The following is a 16880-nucleotide window of genomic DNA, read 5'->3' on the forward strand; positions in this document are numbered from 1 at the left end:
CAACGATCAACCGTGGCGACGTTCGAAGTCGACCATAAAGTTGGTTAACGCTTGTACGCCCTCAAGCGGCATTGCATTGTAGATGGATGCGCGCATACCACCCACTACGCGGTGGCCCTTCAGTGCATGCAGACCCGCGGCAAACGACTCTTCCAGGAACACTTTATCAAGTGCGCTGTCAGCTAACTGGAACGGCACGTTCATACGTGAACGGTTAGCCGAAGCCACATCGTTACGGTAGAAGTCGCTTTTATCGATAACACCATATAACAACTCGGCTTTTGCTTTGTTGGTTTTGTCCATTGCTTCAACGCCGCCCTGCTCTTTCAGCCATTTGAAGACCAGACCGGAAAGGTACCAGGCGAAAGTTGGCGGGGTGTTAAACATGGAGTCATTTTCGTTAAGCACGGTATAGTCAAGAATTGACGGGCAAGCTTTATGCGCCTTGCCGAGCAAATCTTCACGCACAATAACCAACGTCAAACCCGCAGGGCCGATGTTTTTCTGCGCACCTGCGTAAACAACACCAAAACGACTGATATCCATCGGGTGCGACAGAATAGAGGATGAGTAGTCAGCAACCACGACTGTATCGCCGAAATCAGGCGTTTCATGAGTCGCGATACCGTCAATAGTTTCATTCGGGCAATAGTGCAGGTAGGCACTGTTTTCAGAAACCTGCCACTCGCTCATCGGTTTGATGGCACGCAGGCCATCAGTGGCGACTTTGGCATCAATAACATTCGGAGTGCAGTATTTATGCGCTTCTTTTACTGCGCTACTCGCCCAGTAACCGCCATCAACATAATCTGCGGTAGTTTTGTCGCCCAGCAGGTTTAACGGTACACCAGCAAATTGGCCGCGACCGCCGCCGTGACAGAACAAAACTTTGTAGTTTGAGGGGATTTGCAGCAGATCACGAAAATCTTTTTCAGCTTCTTCAGCGACCTCAATAAACTCTTTACCACGGTGGCTAATCTCCATTACGGAGGTGCCTAAACCTTGCCAGTCGCAGAGTTCAAGTTGCGCACGACGAAGCACTTCAGCCGGCAGCATTGCCGGGCCGGAACTAAAATTGTATACCTGAGCCATTTCCCCTCACCACGCTTAGAGCAATAAGTTTTATCACGCTATCGGTTTTATCACTCAGATGCAGAGGCTGCAACGGTTAATCAGGCATGGCTAGGTAATGTGCGCAAAATCACACAACATAATCAACTAGTCGCTGAAGTAAACGCCCGATAACCGCCCGTCACGTCACTCGCGTGGCGGTGCTGGCTTTGACCCATTTCAGATGTTTACAACGTGGGCATGCTGCTTCAACGCCCGCATTAAAGGTAAGCACTTCGCTGCAATGTATGCAGGCGTAATCACCATCTTCAGGAATCACTTCGAAACGTTTGCTGCAATACTCCGGCAAAATTGATAAACCAGGCCGGACAAGATCGTCGGGGAAGTAATAAACGCTAATCTGGCCGTTAGTTTCGAGTATCGCCAGGCACACCTGCCCCAAATGCTCCACGCCATGCAGTCGTAGCTCCATAAAAAACTCAAACTCGGTCATGTTCTGGGCGTTCATTTTCTCCCACGCAAACTCACCATCTTCGATAATGACAGCCGGTTTCCCTTCCAGAAGGTTTTCCAGTTTTTCACTGTGGCTCATCAACCACATGACCAGACGATACAAACAGGCCAGAGTAATGAATACGACAAACACAGGTAGCATCGGGACATCATGATAAAACGCCACATCCCCTGCCGCCGAGCCAAGCGTCAGTATAATTAGCACTTCAAAAAGCGACATCTGCCGTACGCCACGCCGTCCGGTTATCTTCAAAAACAGGAACACTAATATAAAGGTGTAGAGACTACGAAAAGCCACTTCCCACAGAAAATCGAGAGGGACTTCGTCAAGAGCCATCCGCTGGAGATCAAAAGTCTTCATTTATACCGCCATAACAGTAGGTTACTGACAGTAAGCATAGCCTGTTATGCTAAGGCCGCCTGCGTGCTGCTGACGATGGCGTCAGTCTGCTAAAACCCGTATCATTGCGCGCTTTGCGTACGACAAAAGTGAAACCTCATGACTCAAACCTTTATTCCTGGCAAAGATGCCGCTCTGGAAGACTCCATCGCTCGCTTTCAGACCAAACTCGCCGATCTTGGCTTTAATATAGAAGAAGCCTCCTGGTTAAACCCAGTACCGAACGTCTGGTCAGTGCACATCCGTGATAAAGACAGCGCGCTTTGCTTTACCAATGGTAAAGGCGCAACTAAAAAAGCTGCTTTAGCTTCAGCGCTGGGTGAATATTTCGAACGTCTGTCGACTAACTATTTCTTTGCTGATTTCTGGTTGGGCAAAACCATAGCCAATGGCCCGTTTGTGCATTATCCAAACGAGAAGTGGTTCCCAATCCCAGAAGATGAGCAATTGCCGGAAGGCATCCTGGACTCTCGTCTGCGCGCGTTTTACGACCCTGAAAACGAAGTCACCGCAGGTATGCTTATTGACCTGCAATCTGGTAATGAAGAGCGCGGTATCTGTGCACTGCCATTCACCCGCCAGTCCGATCAAGAAACTGTGTATATTCCGATGAACATCATCGGCAACCTGTATGTTTCAAATGGGATGTCCGCAGGGAACACTGCAAACGAGGCTCGCGTACAAGCACTATCTGAAGTCTTCGAACGCCATATTAAAAATCGCATTATTGCCGAAAGCATCAGCTTGCCAGAAATCCCGCAGGAAGTGCTGGCACGTTATCCGAGCGTGGTTGAGTCTATTGCAACACTTGAAGCTGAAGGTTTCCCAATCTTCGCGTATGACGGTTCATTAGGCGGCAAATACCCAGTTATCTGTGTTGTGTTATTCAACCCGGCAAATGGCACCTGCTTTGCCTCGTTTGGTGCTCACCCAGATTTTGGCGTTGCGCTGGAACGTACCGTAACAGAACTGCTGCAGGGTCGTGGTCTGAAAGACCTCGATGTATTCACCCCACCAACCTTTGACGACGAAGAGGTGGCCGAACATGCAAATCTGGAAACTCACTTCATTGATTCCAGCGGTCTGATCTCCTGGGATATGTTCAAGCAAGATGCTGACTATCCATTTGTTGACTGGAGCTTCTCCGGCACAACAGAGGAAGAGTTTGCCACGTTGATGGCAATTTTTGATGCAGAACACCAGGAAGTCTACATCGCTGACTACCAGCATCTGGATGTTTACGCTTGCCGCATCATCGTGCCAGGCATGTCTGATATTTACCCGGCTGAAGACCTGTTACTCGCAAACAACAATATGGGCTATCACCTGCGCGACACTATTCTGGCACTGCCGGGCAGCGAGTGGGAAAAACAGGATTATCTCAATCTCATCTCGCAGTTAGATGAAGAAGGCCATGATGATTTCACTCGTGTGCGTGAACTGCTGGGCCTGGCGACCGGTAAAGACAACGGCTGGTACACGCTGCGTATTGGTGAGCTGAAGGCCATGCTGGCACTGGCGGGTGGCGATACCGAGCAGGCGCTTATCTGGACTGAATGGACGATGGAGTTCAACGCCTCTATTTTCAGCGCTGAGCGTGCTAACTACTACCGTTGCCTGCAAACGTTACTGCTTTTAGCAATGGAAGAAGATCGCCAACCGCTGCAATACCTGAATGCCTTCGTACGCATGTACGGCGCCGAAACGGTTGAAGCTGCAAGCGCCGCCCTGAGTGGCGAAGCTGCATTCTATGGCCTGCAAGTTGTAGATAGCGATTTAAAAGCCTTCCCTGCGCACCAAGCGTTGTTAAGCGCGTATGAAAAATTGCAACGCGCAAAAGCGGCATTTTGGAAATAAAGTCAAAAACTAAAACTCAAGCTACGTAAACCTTAATGTTTACGCTATATTACGGGGCGATTTTTATTGCCCCGTGTTTTTATTGTCACCACAATAATTTCATTTGTGACTCAATAGTTAAATATTGGTGAAATAATATTATTTTAAGCTATAAATATTGTTGCAAAATTATTGAAATACTCATTTCTAATTAACCATTCACCTGGGCTTCGAGGGTAAATATCAAATTACGTTATAAATTTTAAACTTTATTTTTATAATTAATATCAATTACTTACGCTGAAAATCAGGTAATCACCTGCTTTTAACAGGCCTATAAGCTTGGCGAGATATGATCCATATCAATTTTTACTCTATAATGCTTTGTTAGTATCTCGTCGCCGAATTAAATAAGAGAGAGTTAGTGTGAAAGCTGACAACCCTTTTGATCTATTGCTCCCAGCCGCTATGGCGAAAGTCGCCGAAGATGCTGGCGTCTATAAAGCAACAAAACACCCGCTGACTACGTTTTATTTAGCGATCACTGCGGGCATGTTCATCTCGATTGCCTTTGTCTTTTACATCACTGCCACTACAGGTACTGCAACTATTCCATTTGGGATTGCAAAACTGATTGGTGGAACTTGCTTCTCCTTAGGGCTTATCCTTTGTGTCATCTGCGGTGCCGACCTTTTCACCTCTACGGTGTTAATCGTTGTTGCGAAAGCCAGCGGGCGAATCACCTGGGGTCAGCTAGCCAAGAACTGGATTAACGTCTACGTCGGAAACTTGGTTGGTGCATTGCTATTCGTGGTGTTGATTTGGTTGTCAGGCATGTATATGACGGCCAACGGTGCGTGGGGTCTGAATGTGCTTCAAACCGCAGACCACAAAATGCATCACACCTTTATTGAAGCTGTTTGCCTCGGTATTTTAGCTAACTTGATGGTCTGTCTGGCTGTCTGGATGAGCTACTCGGGTCGCAGTTTGATGGACAAGATGTTTGCTATGATCCTTCCGGTCGCCATGTTTGTTGCTTGCGGTTTTGAGCACAGTATCGCAAACATGTTCATGATCCCTTTGGGTATCGTAGTACGCAACTTTGCAAGCCCGGAATTCTGGACCGCAGTTGGGTCGTCTCCGGACAATTTCACACACTTGACCGTACTGAATTTCATCACTGATAACCTGATCCCAGTAACTATCGGGAACATCATTGGTGGCGGTGTACTGGTTGGGTTGACGTACTGGGTAATTTATCTGCGCGGTGGCGATAAGCACTAAGTGCTAACCATTGTTCAGGGAATAAGAAATCCACATTAGAAGGTAGGTGTTAAATGTCCGAACTTAATGAAAAGTTAGCCACCGCTTGGGAAGGTTTTGCTAAAGGCGACTGGCAGAATGAAGTCAACGTGCGTGACTTTATTCAGAAAAACTACACCCCTTACGAGGGTGACGAGTCCTTCCTGGCAGGTGCTACAGACGCAACTACCGCTCTGTGGGACAACGTTATGGAAGGCGTTAAACAGGAAAACCGCACTCACGCGCCTGTTGACTTCGACACTGATCTCGCTTCCACCATCACCTCTCATGATGCTGGTTACATCAACAAGTCCCTCGAAACTATCGTTGGCTTGCAGACTGATGCTCCACTGAAACGTGCAATTATTCCGTTTGGTGGCATCAAAATGGTTGAAGGTTCTTGCAAAGTATACGGTCGTGAACTTGACCCAATGCTTAAAAAGATCTTCACCGAATACCGCAAAACCCACAACCAGGGTGTGTTTGACGTTTATACCAAAGACATCCTGAACTGCCGTAAATCAGGCGTAATCACCGGTCTGCCGGATGCTTACGGTCGTGGTCGTATCATTGGTGACTACCGACGCGTAGCGCTGTACGGTATCGACTTCCTGATGAAAGACAAATTTGCTCAGTTCAACTCTCTGCAGACCAAACTGGAAAACGGCGAAGATCTGGAAGCAACTATCCGTCTGCGTGAAGAAATCTCCGAGCAGCACCGTGCTCTGGGTCAGATCAAAGAAATGGCTGCTAAATATGGCTGCGATATCTCTGGTCCTGCTAAAAATGCTCAAGAAGCTATTCAGTGGACTTACTTCGGCTACCTGGCTGCGGTTAAATCTCAGAACGGCGCTGCAATGTCCTTCGGTCGTGTATCCACCTTCCTGGATGCATTCATCGAACGTGACCTGAAAGCAGGCAAAATTACTGAGCTTGAAGCACAGGAAATGATTGACCACCTGGTCATGAAACTGCGTATGGTTCGCTTCCTGCGTACCCCTGAGTATGATGAGCTGTTCTCTGGTGACCCAATCTGGGCGACCGAATCTATCGCCGGTATGGGTGTAGATGGCCGTACTCTGGTTACCAAATCTAGCTTCCGTTTCCTGAACACCCTGTACACCATGGGGCCGTCTCCGGAGCCGAACATCACTATTCTGTGGTCTGAAAAACTGCCACTGAACTTCAAGAAGTTCGCAGCTAAGGTTTCCATCGATACCTCTTCTCTGCAATACGAGAATGACGATCTGATGCGTCCTGACTTCAACAACGATGACTACGCAATCGCATGCTGCGTAAGCCCAATGATTGTTGGTAAGCAAATGCAGTTCTTCGGTGCTCGTGCAAACCTCGCGAAAACCATGCTGTATGCAATCAACGGCGGCGTTGATGAAAAGCTGAAAATCCAAATTGGTCCTAAAGAAGCACCAATTATGGCTGATGTTCTGGACTACGATAACGTCTTGGATCGCCTGGATCACTTCATGGATTGGCTGGCTAAGCAGTACGTCACTGCGCTGAACATCATTCACTACATGCATGATAAATACAGCTACGAAGCGTCTCTGATGGCTCTGCATGACCGTGACGTTGTTCGCACCATGGCTTGTGGTATCGCGGGTCTGTCTGTTGCAGCTGACTCCCTGTCTGCAATCAAGTATGCGAAAGTTAAACCTGTTCGTGACGAAGACGGCCTGGCTGTAGACTTCGAAATCGAAGGCGAATACCCAATGTTCGGTAACAACGATTCTCGCGTAGATGATATCGCTGTTGACCTGGTAGAACGTTTCATGAAGAAAATTCAGAAACTGACTACTTACCGTAACGCTATCCCGACTCAGTCTGTTCTGACCATCACCTCTAACGTGGTTTATGGTAAGAAAACCGGTAACACCCCAGACGGTCGTCGCGCTGGCGCTCCATTCGGTCCAGGTGCTAACCCAATGCACGGTCGTGACCAGAAAGGTGCTGTTGCCTCTCTGACTTCCGTTGCTAAACTGCCGTTTGCTTACGCTAAAGATGGTATCTCTTACACCTTCTCTATCGTTCCTAACGCACTGGGTAAAGACGACGAAGTTCGTAAAACTAACCTCGCGGGTCTGATGGATGGTTACTTCCACCACGAAGCGTCCATCGAAGGTGGTCAACACCTGAACGTGAACGTGATGAACCGTGAAATGCTGCTGGATGCGATGGAACACCCTGAGAAATATCCTCAGCTGACCATTCGTGTATCTGGTTACGCTGTACGTTTTAACTCCCTGACTAAAGAACAACAGCAGGACGTTATTACTCGTACCTTCACTCAAACCATGTAATTCACGGTTTGTCTGAAAAGGCGTAGAATACAAGGCTCCACCTCGGTGGAGCCTTTTCTTTGTGAAGAACCGGTTTTGCAAGATAACTGCTACGTTTAAGGTATCTTGCAAAATTGATTCGACGCGGCAATTTATTAAAGACCGCGCTCAACCTGGCTTATGCGTTTGCGCATCAGTCAATACTGGAGATAACACCGCAATGTCAGTAATTGGCCGAATTCACTCCTTTGAATCCTGCGGTACCGTGGATGGTCCCGGTATTCGTTTTATCACCTTCTTCCAGGGCTGCCTGATGCGCTGCCTGTATTGCCATAACCGTGACACATGGGATACGCACGGCGGCAAAGAGATTACCGTTGAAGAACTGATGAAAGAAGTGGTGACCTATCGCCACTTTATGAACGCTTCTGGTGGCGGTGTCACAGCGTCTGGTGGCGAAGCCATTCTGCAGGCCGAATTTGTACGTGACTGGTTCCGCGCTTGCCGTACCGAAGGCATTCATACTTGTCTTGATACCAACGGTTTTGTGCGCCGCTACGATCCGGTGATTGATGAATTACTCGAAGTGACCGATCTGGTGATGCTGGATTTGAAACAGATGAACGACGAGATTCACCAGAATCTGGTTGGCGTTTCAAACCATCGTACGCTGGAATTTGCACGCTACCTGTCCGACAAAAACGTGAATGTCTGGATTCGTTACGTTGTTGTACCGGGCTGGTCTGATGATGATGACTCTGCGCATCGCCTTGGCGAGTTCACGCGTGATATGGGCAACGTCGAGAAGATTGAGCTGCTGCCATATCACGAACTGGGCAAACATAAATGGGTGGCGATGGGCGAAGAATACAAGCTTGATGGCGTGCATCCACCGAAGAAAGAAACCATGGAACGCGTTAAAGGTATTCTGGAACAGTACGGTCACAAAGTGATGTACTAACCTCGAAGCACTAGCAAAAATGGCCCTCGTTGAGGGCCATTTTTGTATCAGGCATGGGCAATCGGTGTCGTATGAGGCCCTGCTTTACGCAGCAACATCAGCAAGTAAACAAATGCCACACCCGCAATCATCACGAACAGTAAGCTGTCAGAGTAGCTTTGCATCAACATTGACGTAAACGTTGGGCCAAGCAAGCTGCCAACGGTGTAACTCAATAACAGCGCCTGGTTCATTGCCACCAGCTGGTGATGTTCAACTTTCTCACAGGCCCAGGCCATTGCCACCGGGTACAGCGTAAAGCCGGCCGCCCCGAGCACAAACAATGTCGGCCCCATCGCGGCATTGGTCAGCATCGCCATGCAACCCATAATCACAATAAACACCTGAACGCGCAGCACTAACAAACGGCCAAAACGGTCAGCAAGGCGGCCAACTGGCCACTGCCCCACAATCCCCGCGCTAACCATCACCGCCATCCAGAAACCAATACCGGCATCGCTGAAGCCTTTATGGTTTAAATACAGCGGCATTAATCCGTACAGCGAACCGAGAACAATCCCGGAAATAATACAGCCGTTTACCCCAAGTCGAGCGTGGCGTAGGCGCAGCATCGGCCATACTAGCGTCGCTTCGTGGTTTTCACTACGGTCATTCACAATTCGAGCGAACAACAGCGGCAGAATCGCGGCCAAAATCAGTGCGGTCACCCACGGCAGAACACTGGCTAAATCCGTTGGCATTTTGCTGATCATCAGCTGGCCCAGAACCGTGCCAACGTAATAAACCATCATATAAGCCGCCAGCAAGCGCCCGCGATTACGGGAAGTCCCGCTGCACATCAGCGCGCTCTCAACCACCACCCAGATCATCGCGCAGCCAATACCCGCGATGAAACGCCACATCATCCAGCTCCAGAACCCGGTCATTAACCCAAGCCCTGCGCAACCCGCAGCAAAAATCAGCGACGCAAGATAGTAGCTGCGATTAAAGCCCTGCCGTTTGATGAGCCATCCGGTCAGTAATGTACCTACTAAGTTTCCGGTAAAGTACGACGAACCGACCATCCCGACTTGCCAGGTAGGAAGATGTTCATGGGCTAACCAGAGGGGAACCAGCGTATTTAAAACCGCTATCGCCAGGGTCAAAAGCATCAGACCACAGAGCAAAAGCATCACTGGTCGGGTATAGGTGGACATGTAGAAACCGCGAGGAAGAGAATAATTTGTGCGCATCATGCCACTGGAAAAATGATTGTCAATCCAGTGCTGACGGGGCCTGGCACGATTTGAAAACTGTCGATTTGAAAAACTTATCTTACTTTTGAGCAAAGCATATAGACGAAATGCTATCTCTCTGTTTTTGATGGGATCAGGTATTGGGAATCGAAGCGGGTTGGATGAAAATTTTCATGGTAAATCGGATGATATTTTTTATACGAAAAGATTAAATGCGCCCGAAAGCGCATTTAATCGAGATGGCATTAACTTGCGATAGCCATACCAACCGTCATATGCAGACCGTAGAACACACCGCGGCCAATTAGCTCACCAACAATAACCAACACGAAGGCGAATGTCAGAACTGCAGGGTTTGCCTGGCCACCTTTGAGTTGCGGGATAATCCAACAAGCTAATGCAAGCGCCAGCACCAACAAGCGCCATGACATCAATGCACCGTATTCAGGAACCAGTGCAGATGCCTGCATGATTGAGCTGTGGATTGTCGCTAAATCCATACCCTGCAACATCACAACCATGGAACTTACTACAACAGCCAGCAATGAAATTGCAGGAAGAAGACGCATTCCCCAACCCGTTACACCTGCAACACGCAGCAGTAAGTAACCGAGTAGCGGCCCACCTATAAACATCGTCAGGAAGAAACTGAGCGGCGTATAAACACTATACCAGGTCGGTACGGTATCAATCAGGTAGACCTTACACATCATCCAGACAAAAAATACGCCCAGAACCATCGTCAGCGTCATCCAGATTTTACCCAGTGCCTGCGGCATTTTGCCCAGCACGGTAATCAGCCACCAGAAACCACCCACTGCAAAGAAGACCGAGCCGCTGGCAATTTCATTACTGAGCGCTGATTCCCCGATGCGATTAAGCGAGTTGAAGGCGCGTAGTGGTGAGCCGAGATGCAGTACTGAGGCCATAAAACCAATGCCCATCAACACCCACAGCACGATCATCGCCCAATGCACACGCTTTTGCTGTGCCCGGTCAGAAACACCAGTCAGCAATGCTAATGCCATAACAATAAAACCACCTGCGACGCACTGTCCTAAAACCGTAAAGACCATTAGTGGCCATTCATGCCATCCGTTACCCATCTCACACCTCCTTCGGGTTTGCCAGATAACCGGTTTTATCCCCACATGGGCGGCTGTTGGCGTTAGGTTTAATGACAATATTTGGCTTGGTGAAATGTGCTGATGGCAGCGGAGCGATGGCGGCCTGTTCTCCATACTTCGCGCGCAGTTCGGCAATTGGTGCCATATCTAGCGCGCGTAATGGGCAGGACTCAACACAGATGGGTTTCTTGCCTTCAGCAATACGCTCATGACAGCCATCACACTTAGTCATATGACCTTTTTCAGCGTTGTACTGTGGTGCGCCGTACGGGCAAGCCATGTGGCAATAGCGGCAGCCAATACAAACATCTTCATTAACGACCACAAAACCGTCATCACGCTTATGCATCGCACCGCTTGGGCAGACCTTGGTGCAAGCCGGATCCTCACAGTGGTTACAAGCAATCGACAGATAGTAGGCAAAGACGTTTTGCTGCCAAACTCCGTTGTCTTGTTGCCAGTCACCGCCAGCATATTCATAAATGCGACGGAAGCTGACGTCCGGGCCTAAATTTTTGTAATCTTTACAAGCCAGCTCGCAGGTCTTACAACCAGTGCAGCGGCTGGAGTCTATATAAAATCCGTATTGGGTTGTCATCAGCTATTCCTTACGCCTTCTCGACCTGGACGAGGTTACTATGGGATGGGTTGCCTTTTGCCAGTGGCGACGGTCGCTGCGTGGTTAACACGTTAATGCTACCCGAGTGGTCAACTTTATTGGCATCAGGGCTATACCAGGCCCCTTCCCCCATCGCGACAACGCCAGGTATTATGCGTGGTGTCACTTTCGCATTGATTTGAACTTCCCCACGTCCATTGAAGATGCGCACTATGTCACCGTTCTTAATCCCACGTTGCTGTGCATCAATTGGGTTGATCCATATTTCCTGACGACAGGCTGCTTTCAACACATCCACATTGCCGTAGGTTGAGTGGGTACGCGCTTTGTAATGGAAGCCCGTCATCTGCAATGGCCATTTCTCGGCCAGCGGATCGCCAAAGTTTTCAAAGCCCGCGCTGTAAACCGGCAGCGGATCGATGACATCTCCTTCATCAAGTTGCCAGGTGGCTGCAATTTCGGCTAACTGCTCAGAATAGATTTCAATTTTCCCTGATGGTGTCGTCAGTGGATTCGCCGCAGGGTCTTCGCGGAAGGCTTTATACGCCACGTGGTGGCCTTCAGGGTCGCGCTGCTTGAAGATGCCAACTTTCCGGAATTCATCAAAGCTCGGTAGGCCAGGAATCGCTTCCTGAGATTGTTGATAGAGATGACGCATCCAGCCTTCTTGCGTGCGCCCTTCAGTGAACTGTTGCTCAACACCCATGCGTTTTGCCAGTTCAGTCGTCATCTCATAAATGGTTTTGCACTCAAAACGCGGTTTGATCACCTGATCGGCAAAAATTACATAAGCCATGTTTCCGCATGACGCATCGAGGCAGAAGTCCATCTGCTCAGATGCGGTGCAGTCAGGCAGCAATATATCTGCGTATTTAGCTGATGAAGTCATGTGGTTATCGATCACCACAATCATTTCGCATTTCTTGTCGTCTTGTAGGATATCGTGAGTACGGTTAATTTCTGAGTGCTGGTTAATCAGGCAGTTACTGGCGTAGTTCCAGACCATCTTGATTGGCACATCGAGCTTATCTTTACCACGCACGCCATCACGCGTTGCCGTCATTTCCGGGCCACGTTCAATAGCATCGGTCCACAGGAACATCGAAATACTTGTCTGTACCGGGTTTTCCAGTGTCGGCATACGCACAAATGGCAAGCTATAAGAGCCTTCGCGCGCGCCGCTGTTGCCACCGTTAACCCCTACGTTGCCGGTCAGAATCGACAACATGGCGATGGCGCGGGAAACCAGCTCACCATTTGAATGGCGCTGCGGCCCCCAACCCTGGCTGATAAATGCCGGTTTCGCCGTGGCGATTTCACGAGCAAGTTTAATAATGCGATCGGCAGGAATACCGGTAATTTGGGCCGCCCATTGTGGCGTTTTTGCCTGGCCATCAGCTCCTTCACCAAGAATATAGGCTTTGTAATGTCCGTTAGCAGGAGCTGTTTTTGGAAGAGTTTTTTCGTCGTAACCGACGCAGTATTTATCGAGGAATGGCTGATCAACCAGATTTTCAGCGATCATTACCCATGCTAAAGCTGAGATAAGGGCGGTATCAGTACCAGGACGAATAGGGATCCATTCATCTTCACGACCAGCCCCAGTATCGGTATAACGTGGATCGATGATAATCATGCGAGCATTAGATTTCTCGCGCGCTTGTTCAAGATAGTAAGTCACCCCGCCGCCGCTCATACGCGTTTCGCCAGGGTTATTGCCAAACAGCACGACTAATTTGCTATTTTCAATATCAGATGGACTATTGCCATCCGCCCAGCCCCCGTAGGTATAGTTCAGGCCAGCGGCAATTTGTGCAGTTGAATAGTCGCCATAATGATTCAGATAACCACCGCAGCAGTTCATCAAACGGGCAATAAGCGTAGAACCTGGTGGCCAGGAGCGAGTCATTGTTCCACCCAACGTCCCCGTACCGTAGTTCAGATAGATAGCTTCGTTACCGTACTCTTTGATAATGCCCTTCATGCTGTTGGCGATGGTATCGAAAGCTTCATCCCAACCGATTTGCTCAAACTTCCCTTCTCCACGCGCACCAACACGCTTCATCGGATATTTCAGGCGATCGGCATTATAGACACGGCGACGCATTGAGCGGCCACGCAAGCAGGCACGAACCTGATGCAACCCTTCATAGTTGTCATCACCGGTGTTGTCTGTCTCAACATATTTGATTTCACCATCCGCCACATGCATACGAAGTGGGCAACGGCTACCACAGTTTACTGTACAGGCGCTCCAGATAACTTTTTCAGCATCTGTTTGTGTATCAGCGGCGGCCTGTGCAAAAGCCAGGCGGCTAAAGGGAAGTGTTAATGCTCCACTCGCAGCAGCAAGACCACCGATAGCTGTGGTTTGCACCAGCTTACGACGACTCACTTGTGCGGTAAGGACCGCATTAGAAGTTTTCTCTTTCATAATGACCCACTTGTTTAGTGCTCACATTTAAACAAGCTGGCAACGGTTGCTGACTAAATTGCGGCACGCGTGTCCATTGCTCAGCCCAAAAGAGAAAGGAGTGTTTTAGGCTATGTCAGGGCCGCTATTGGTAGTCCAGTTACATCATGTAATCTGAAACTATCAAATGATAAGGACGCCGAATGAATTGTATTAATAATCACCACTCTCTTTCTGGGAAAGATAATACCCATATAGGGGTATTTGTTATTGTCTGGTGTCAATAAAGGCAGATTATCTATGGGAATGAGAATATTTACGGCATAAAAAAAGCGCCCGCAGGCGCTTTTCAAGAATAAAATAGCACTAATACATTAGCCGATGAACTCAAGCCCTTTCATGTAAGGACGCAGCACTTCAGGAACTTCGATACGGCCATCAGCCTGCTGGTAGTTTTCCAGCACAGCAACCAGTGTACGACCTACAGCCAGACCAGAACCGTTCAGTGTATGCACCAGACGGGTTTTCTTGTCGGCTTTGCTGCGGCAGCGAGCCTGTAAACGACGCGCCTGGAAATCCCCGCAGTTGGAGCAAGAGGAGATTTCACGGTAAGTATCCTGCCCAGGCAGCCACACTTCCAGATCGTAAGTTTTGACTGCACCAAAGCCCATATCTCCAGAACACAACAACACTTTGCGGTACGGCAGGTTCAATAACTCCAGGACTTTCTCAGCGTGGCTGGTCAACACTTCCAGTGCTTCCATAGAGTCTTCCGGACGCACAATCTGCACCATCTCAACTTTATCGAACTGGTGCTGACGGATAAGGCCACGGGTATCACGACCATACGTACCCGCCTCGGAACGGAAGCATGGGGTATGTGCGGTCATTTTCAGCGGTAGAGTATCTTCATCGAGAATTTCATCACGCACCAGGTTGGTCAACGGCACTTCTGCGGTTGGGATCAACGCGTAGTTGCTTGCATCAGCCTCTTCTTCCAGCGGACGAGTATGGAACAAGTCACCGGAAAATTTCGGCAATTGGCCTGTACCGTAAAGCGTGTCGTGGTTGACCAGATACGGAACATAGTTCTCAATATAACCATGCTGCTCAGTATGCAGGTCAAGCATGAACTGGCTCAGAGCGCGGTGCAGACGAGCAATTTGCCCTTGCATCACAACAAAACGAGCACCGGTCAGTTTAACCGCAGATGCGAAATCCAGGCCTTTAGCCATTTCGCCCAGCGTCACGTGGTCACGTACTTCAAAATCGAATTTACGCGGCTCACCCCAGCGGCAGATTTCAACGTTTTCGCTGTCATCTTTACCCATCGGCACGCAATCGTCCGGGATGTTAGGCAACGTCAGTGCAATGTCGCGGATCTCTGCAAGCAGGACATCAAGCTCACTTTTCGCTGCATCCAGCTCTTCACCCAACTGGTTGACTTGCAAACGCAACGGCTCGATGTCTTCTCCACGCGCTTTCGCCTGGCCAATGGATTTCGATCGCGAGTTACGTTCAGCCTGCAGATTTTCAGTTTTTACCTGCAATACTTTACGACGCTCTTCTAAAGAGCGCAGCGTTTCTACATCCAGCTTGAAGCCTCGGCGTGCCAGTTTTTCAGCGACTGCGTCTGGCTCTGTACGCAGTAGATTGGGATCGAGCATGCTTATCCTGTGCTTATCGAATTAAATGAAGGGGATGCGGCCACAGACTGCAACCACAGTGATAGTTTTCCTAACCTTACCGCAACGTCTGCTTTAGCGGTAGCGTTTTGTCGGGCTATTTTGATCCTGTTCAGCAAGCCAGGCGAGCTTTTCACCAATCTTGCCTTCAAGACCTCTGTTTGTCGGCTGATAATAGCGTGTTTGTGCCATTTCCTGCGGAAAGTAGACTTCGCCGGAAGCATAGGCGTTAGGCTCGTCGTGAGCATAACGATACTCCTGGCCATAACCCATTTCTTTCATCAGCTTGGTTGGGGCATTACGTAAGTGAACCGGAACGTCATAATCCGGACGCTCACGAGCATCCGCCATTGCTGATTTGAATGCTGTGTAAACCGCATTACTTTTAGGTGCACAGGCTAAGTAAACAATGGCCTGAGCGATGGCGCGTTCCCCTTCCGCTGGGCCGACACGGGTAAAGCAGTCCCACGCAGAGATAGCAACCTGCATGCCACGAGGGTCAGCATTACCTACATCTTCTGAGGCAATCGCCAGCAAACGACGAGCCACATACAAAGGATCACCGCCTGCCGTGATAATGCGCGCGTACCAGTACAAAGCCGCGTCAGGGGATGAACCGCGAACCGATTTGTGCAATGCAGAAATCAGATCGTAAAAACGATCGCCTTTGTTATCAAAACGCGCGCTGCGTTCGCCCGCGATTTCAGTCAATAGAGCAATCTGCAAAACGCGATTGCCACTAGAATCGACTTCGGCCATGTCGGCCATCATTTCCAGCGTGTTTAATGCACGCCGGGCATCGCCGTTGACAAGTTCTGCAATAGCAAGACGCGTGTCATCGGGCAGAACAATGTTTTGCCCGCCATAGCCACGAGCGGCATCTCTCATCGCTTGGCTCAAAACTTTTTCAATGTCTTCCGTGGTCAGCGATTTAAGCAAGTAAACGCGAGCACGCGACAATAGTGCAGAATTGAGCTCGAATGAGGGGTTTTCAGTGGTTGCGCCGATAAACGTAATCGTGCCGTCTTCAATGTGTGGCAAAAAAGCATCTTGCTGGCTTTTGTTGAAGCGATGGACTTCGTCGACAAACAGAATCGTTCGCCGCCCGGCGTTGCGATTCTGGCGCGCACGTTCTATGGCTTCGCGGATTTCTTTGACACCTGAAGTGACAGCCGAAATGCGTTCTACATCGGCGTCAGCATAGTGAGCAATCACTTCAGCAAGTGTGGTTTTGCCCGTACCTGGTGGTCCCCATAAAATCATCGAATGGAGATGACCCGCTTCGATTGCTTTAGGAAGCGGTTTACCAGGTGCTAGCAGATGTTGTTGGCCGATGTATTGCGCGAGGTTCTCTGGCCGCATACGCGCAGCCAGAGGTTTGAAGGTATTCTCAGAAAAATCGAGCGACAGGTTGCTCACTG

Annotated in this window: 12 protein-coding genes; 4 read left to right on the forward strand and 8 right to left on the reverse strand. The window is 49.3% G+C overall.

The window, feature by feature from the left end:
• Positions 1-6: 6 nt before the first annotated feature.
• Complete coding sequence (serC, locus tag GC128_RS00930; RefSeq protein WP_151992715.1) at positions 7-1092, reverse strand: 3-phosphoserine/phosphohydroxythreonine transaminase; 1086 nt, start codon at positions 1090-1092, stop codon at positions 7-9.
• A gap of 160 nt (positions 1093-1252) precedes the next feature.
• Complete coding sequence (locus GC128_RS00935; protein ID WP_151992716.1) at positions 1253-1945, reverse strand: DUF421 domain-containing protein; 693 nt, start codon at positions 1943-1945, stop codon at positions 1253-1255.
• A 138-nt stretch (positions 1946-2083) separates the two neighbouring features.
• Here GC128_RS00935 and ycaO point away from each other — a divergent pair, with 138 nt between their 5' ends.
• The 4 genes from ycaO to pflA all read left to right on the forward strand — a co-directional run bounded on the left by ycaO (position 2084) and on the right by pflA (position 8380).
• Entirely contained in the window at positions 2084-3841 is a 1758-nt protein-coding gene (gene ycaO, locus GC128_RS00940) for a 30S ribosomal protein S12 methylthiotransferase accessory factor YcaO (protein WP_151992717.1), read from the forward strand.
• A gap of 405 nt (positions 3842-4246) precedes the next feature.
• Positions 4247-5104, forward strand: a complete 858-nt coding sequence (gene focA / locus GC128_RS00945) for a formate transporter FocA (protein WP_034494317.1) — start codon at positions 4247-4249, stop codon at positions 5102-5104.
• Positions 5105-5157: 53 nt separating this feature from the next.
• Positions 5158-7440 carry a formate C-acetyltransferase gene (gene pflB / locus GC128_RS00950; RefSeq protein ID WP_151992718.1) on the forward strand — a complete coding sequence of 761 codons (2283 nt, stop codon included), beginning with the start codon at positions 5158-5160 and terminating at the stop codon, positions 7438-7440.
• A 199-nt stretch (positions 7441-7639) separates the two neighbouring features.
• Positions 7640-8380, forward strand: coding sequence for a pyruvate formate lyase 1-activating protein (pflA, locus tag GC128_RS00955; RefSeq protein ID WP_120065129.1), 741 nt, complete (start codon positions 7640-7642; stop codon positions 8378-8380).
• 47 nt (positions 8381-8427) lie between these two features.
• Here pflA and GC128_RS00960 read toward each other — a convergent pair whose 3' ends face one another.
• The 6 genes from GC128_RS00960 to GC128_RS00985 all read right to left on the reverse strand — a co-directional run bounded on the left by GC128_RS00960 (position 8428) and on the right by GC128_RS00985 (position 16878).
• Positions 8428-9576 (reverse strand): MFS transporter, encoded by a 1149-nt coding sequence (locus GC128_RS00960; protein ID WP_151992719.1) that lies wholly within the window; start codon positions 9574-9576, stop codon positions 8428-8430.
• Positions 9577-9860: 284 nt separating this feature from the next.
• Positions 9861-10721 (reverse strand): dimethyl sulfoxide reductase anchor subunit family protein, encoded by an 861-nt coding sequence (locus tag GC128_RS00965; protein WP_151992720.1) that lies wholly within the window; start codon positions 10719-10721, stop codon positions 9861-9863.
• 1 nt (position 10722) lies between these two features.
• A complete protein-coding gene (locus GC128_RS00970; protein WP_151992721.1) occupies positions 10723-11340 on the reverse strand; it encodes a DMSO/selenate family reductase complex B subunit in 618 nt (205 codons plus the stop codon).
• A gap of 10 nt (positions 11341-11350) precedes the next feature.
• Positions 11351-13795 carry a dimethylsulfoxide reductase subunit A gene (dmsA, locus tag GC128_RS00975; protein ID WP_151992722.1) on the reverse strand — a complete coding sequence of 815 codons (2445 nt, stop codon included), beginning with the start codon at positions 13793-13795 and terminating at the stop codon, positions 11351-11353.
• A gap of 353 nt (positions 13796-14148) precedes the next feature.
• Positions 14149-15441 (reverse strand): serine--tRNA ligase, encoded by a 1293-nt coding sequence (gene serS, locus GC128_RS00980; RefSeq protein WP_151992723.1) that lies wholly within the window; start codon positions 15439-15441, stop codon positions 14149-14151.
• A gap of 93 nt (positions 15442-15534) precedes the next feature.
• Positions 15535-16878 carry a replication-associated recombination protein A gene (locus GC128_RS00985; RefSeq protein WP_151992724.1) on the reverse strand — a complete coding sequence of 448 codons (1344 nt, stop codon included), beginning with the start codon at positions 16876-16878 and terminating at the stop codon, positions 15535-15537.
• Positions 16879-16880 lie beyond the last annotated feature (2 nt).

The sequence above is a fragment of the Buttiauxella massiliensis genome (assembly GCF_902500225.1).
Classification (GTDB): Bacteria; Pseudomonadota; Gammaproteobacteria; order Enterobacterales; family Enterobacteriaceae; genus Buttiauxella; species Buttiauxella massiliensis.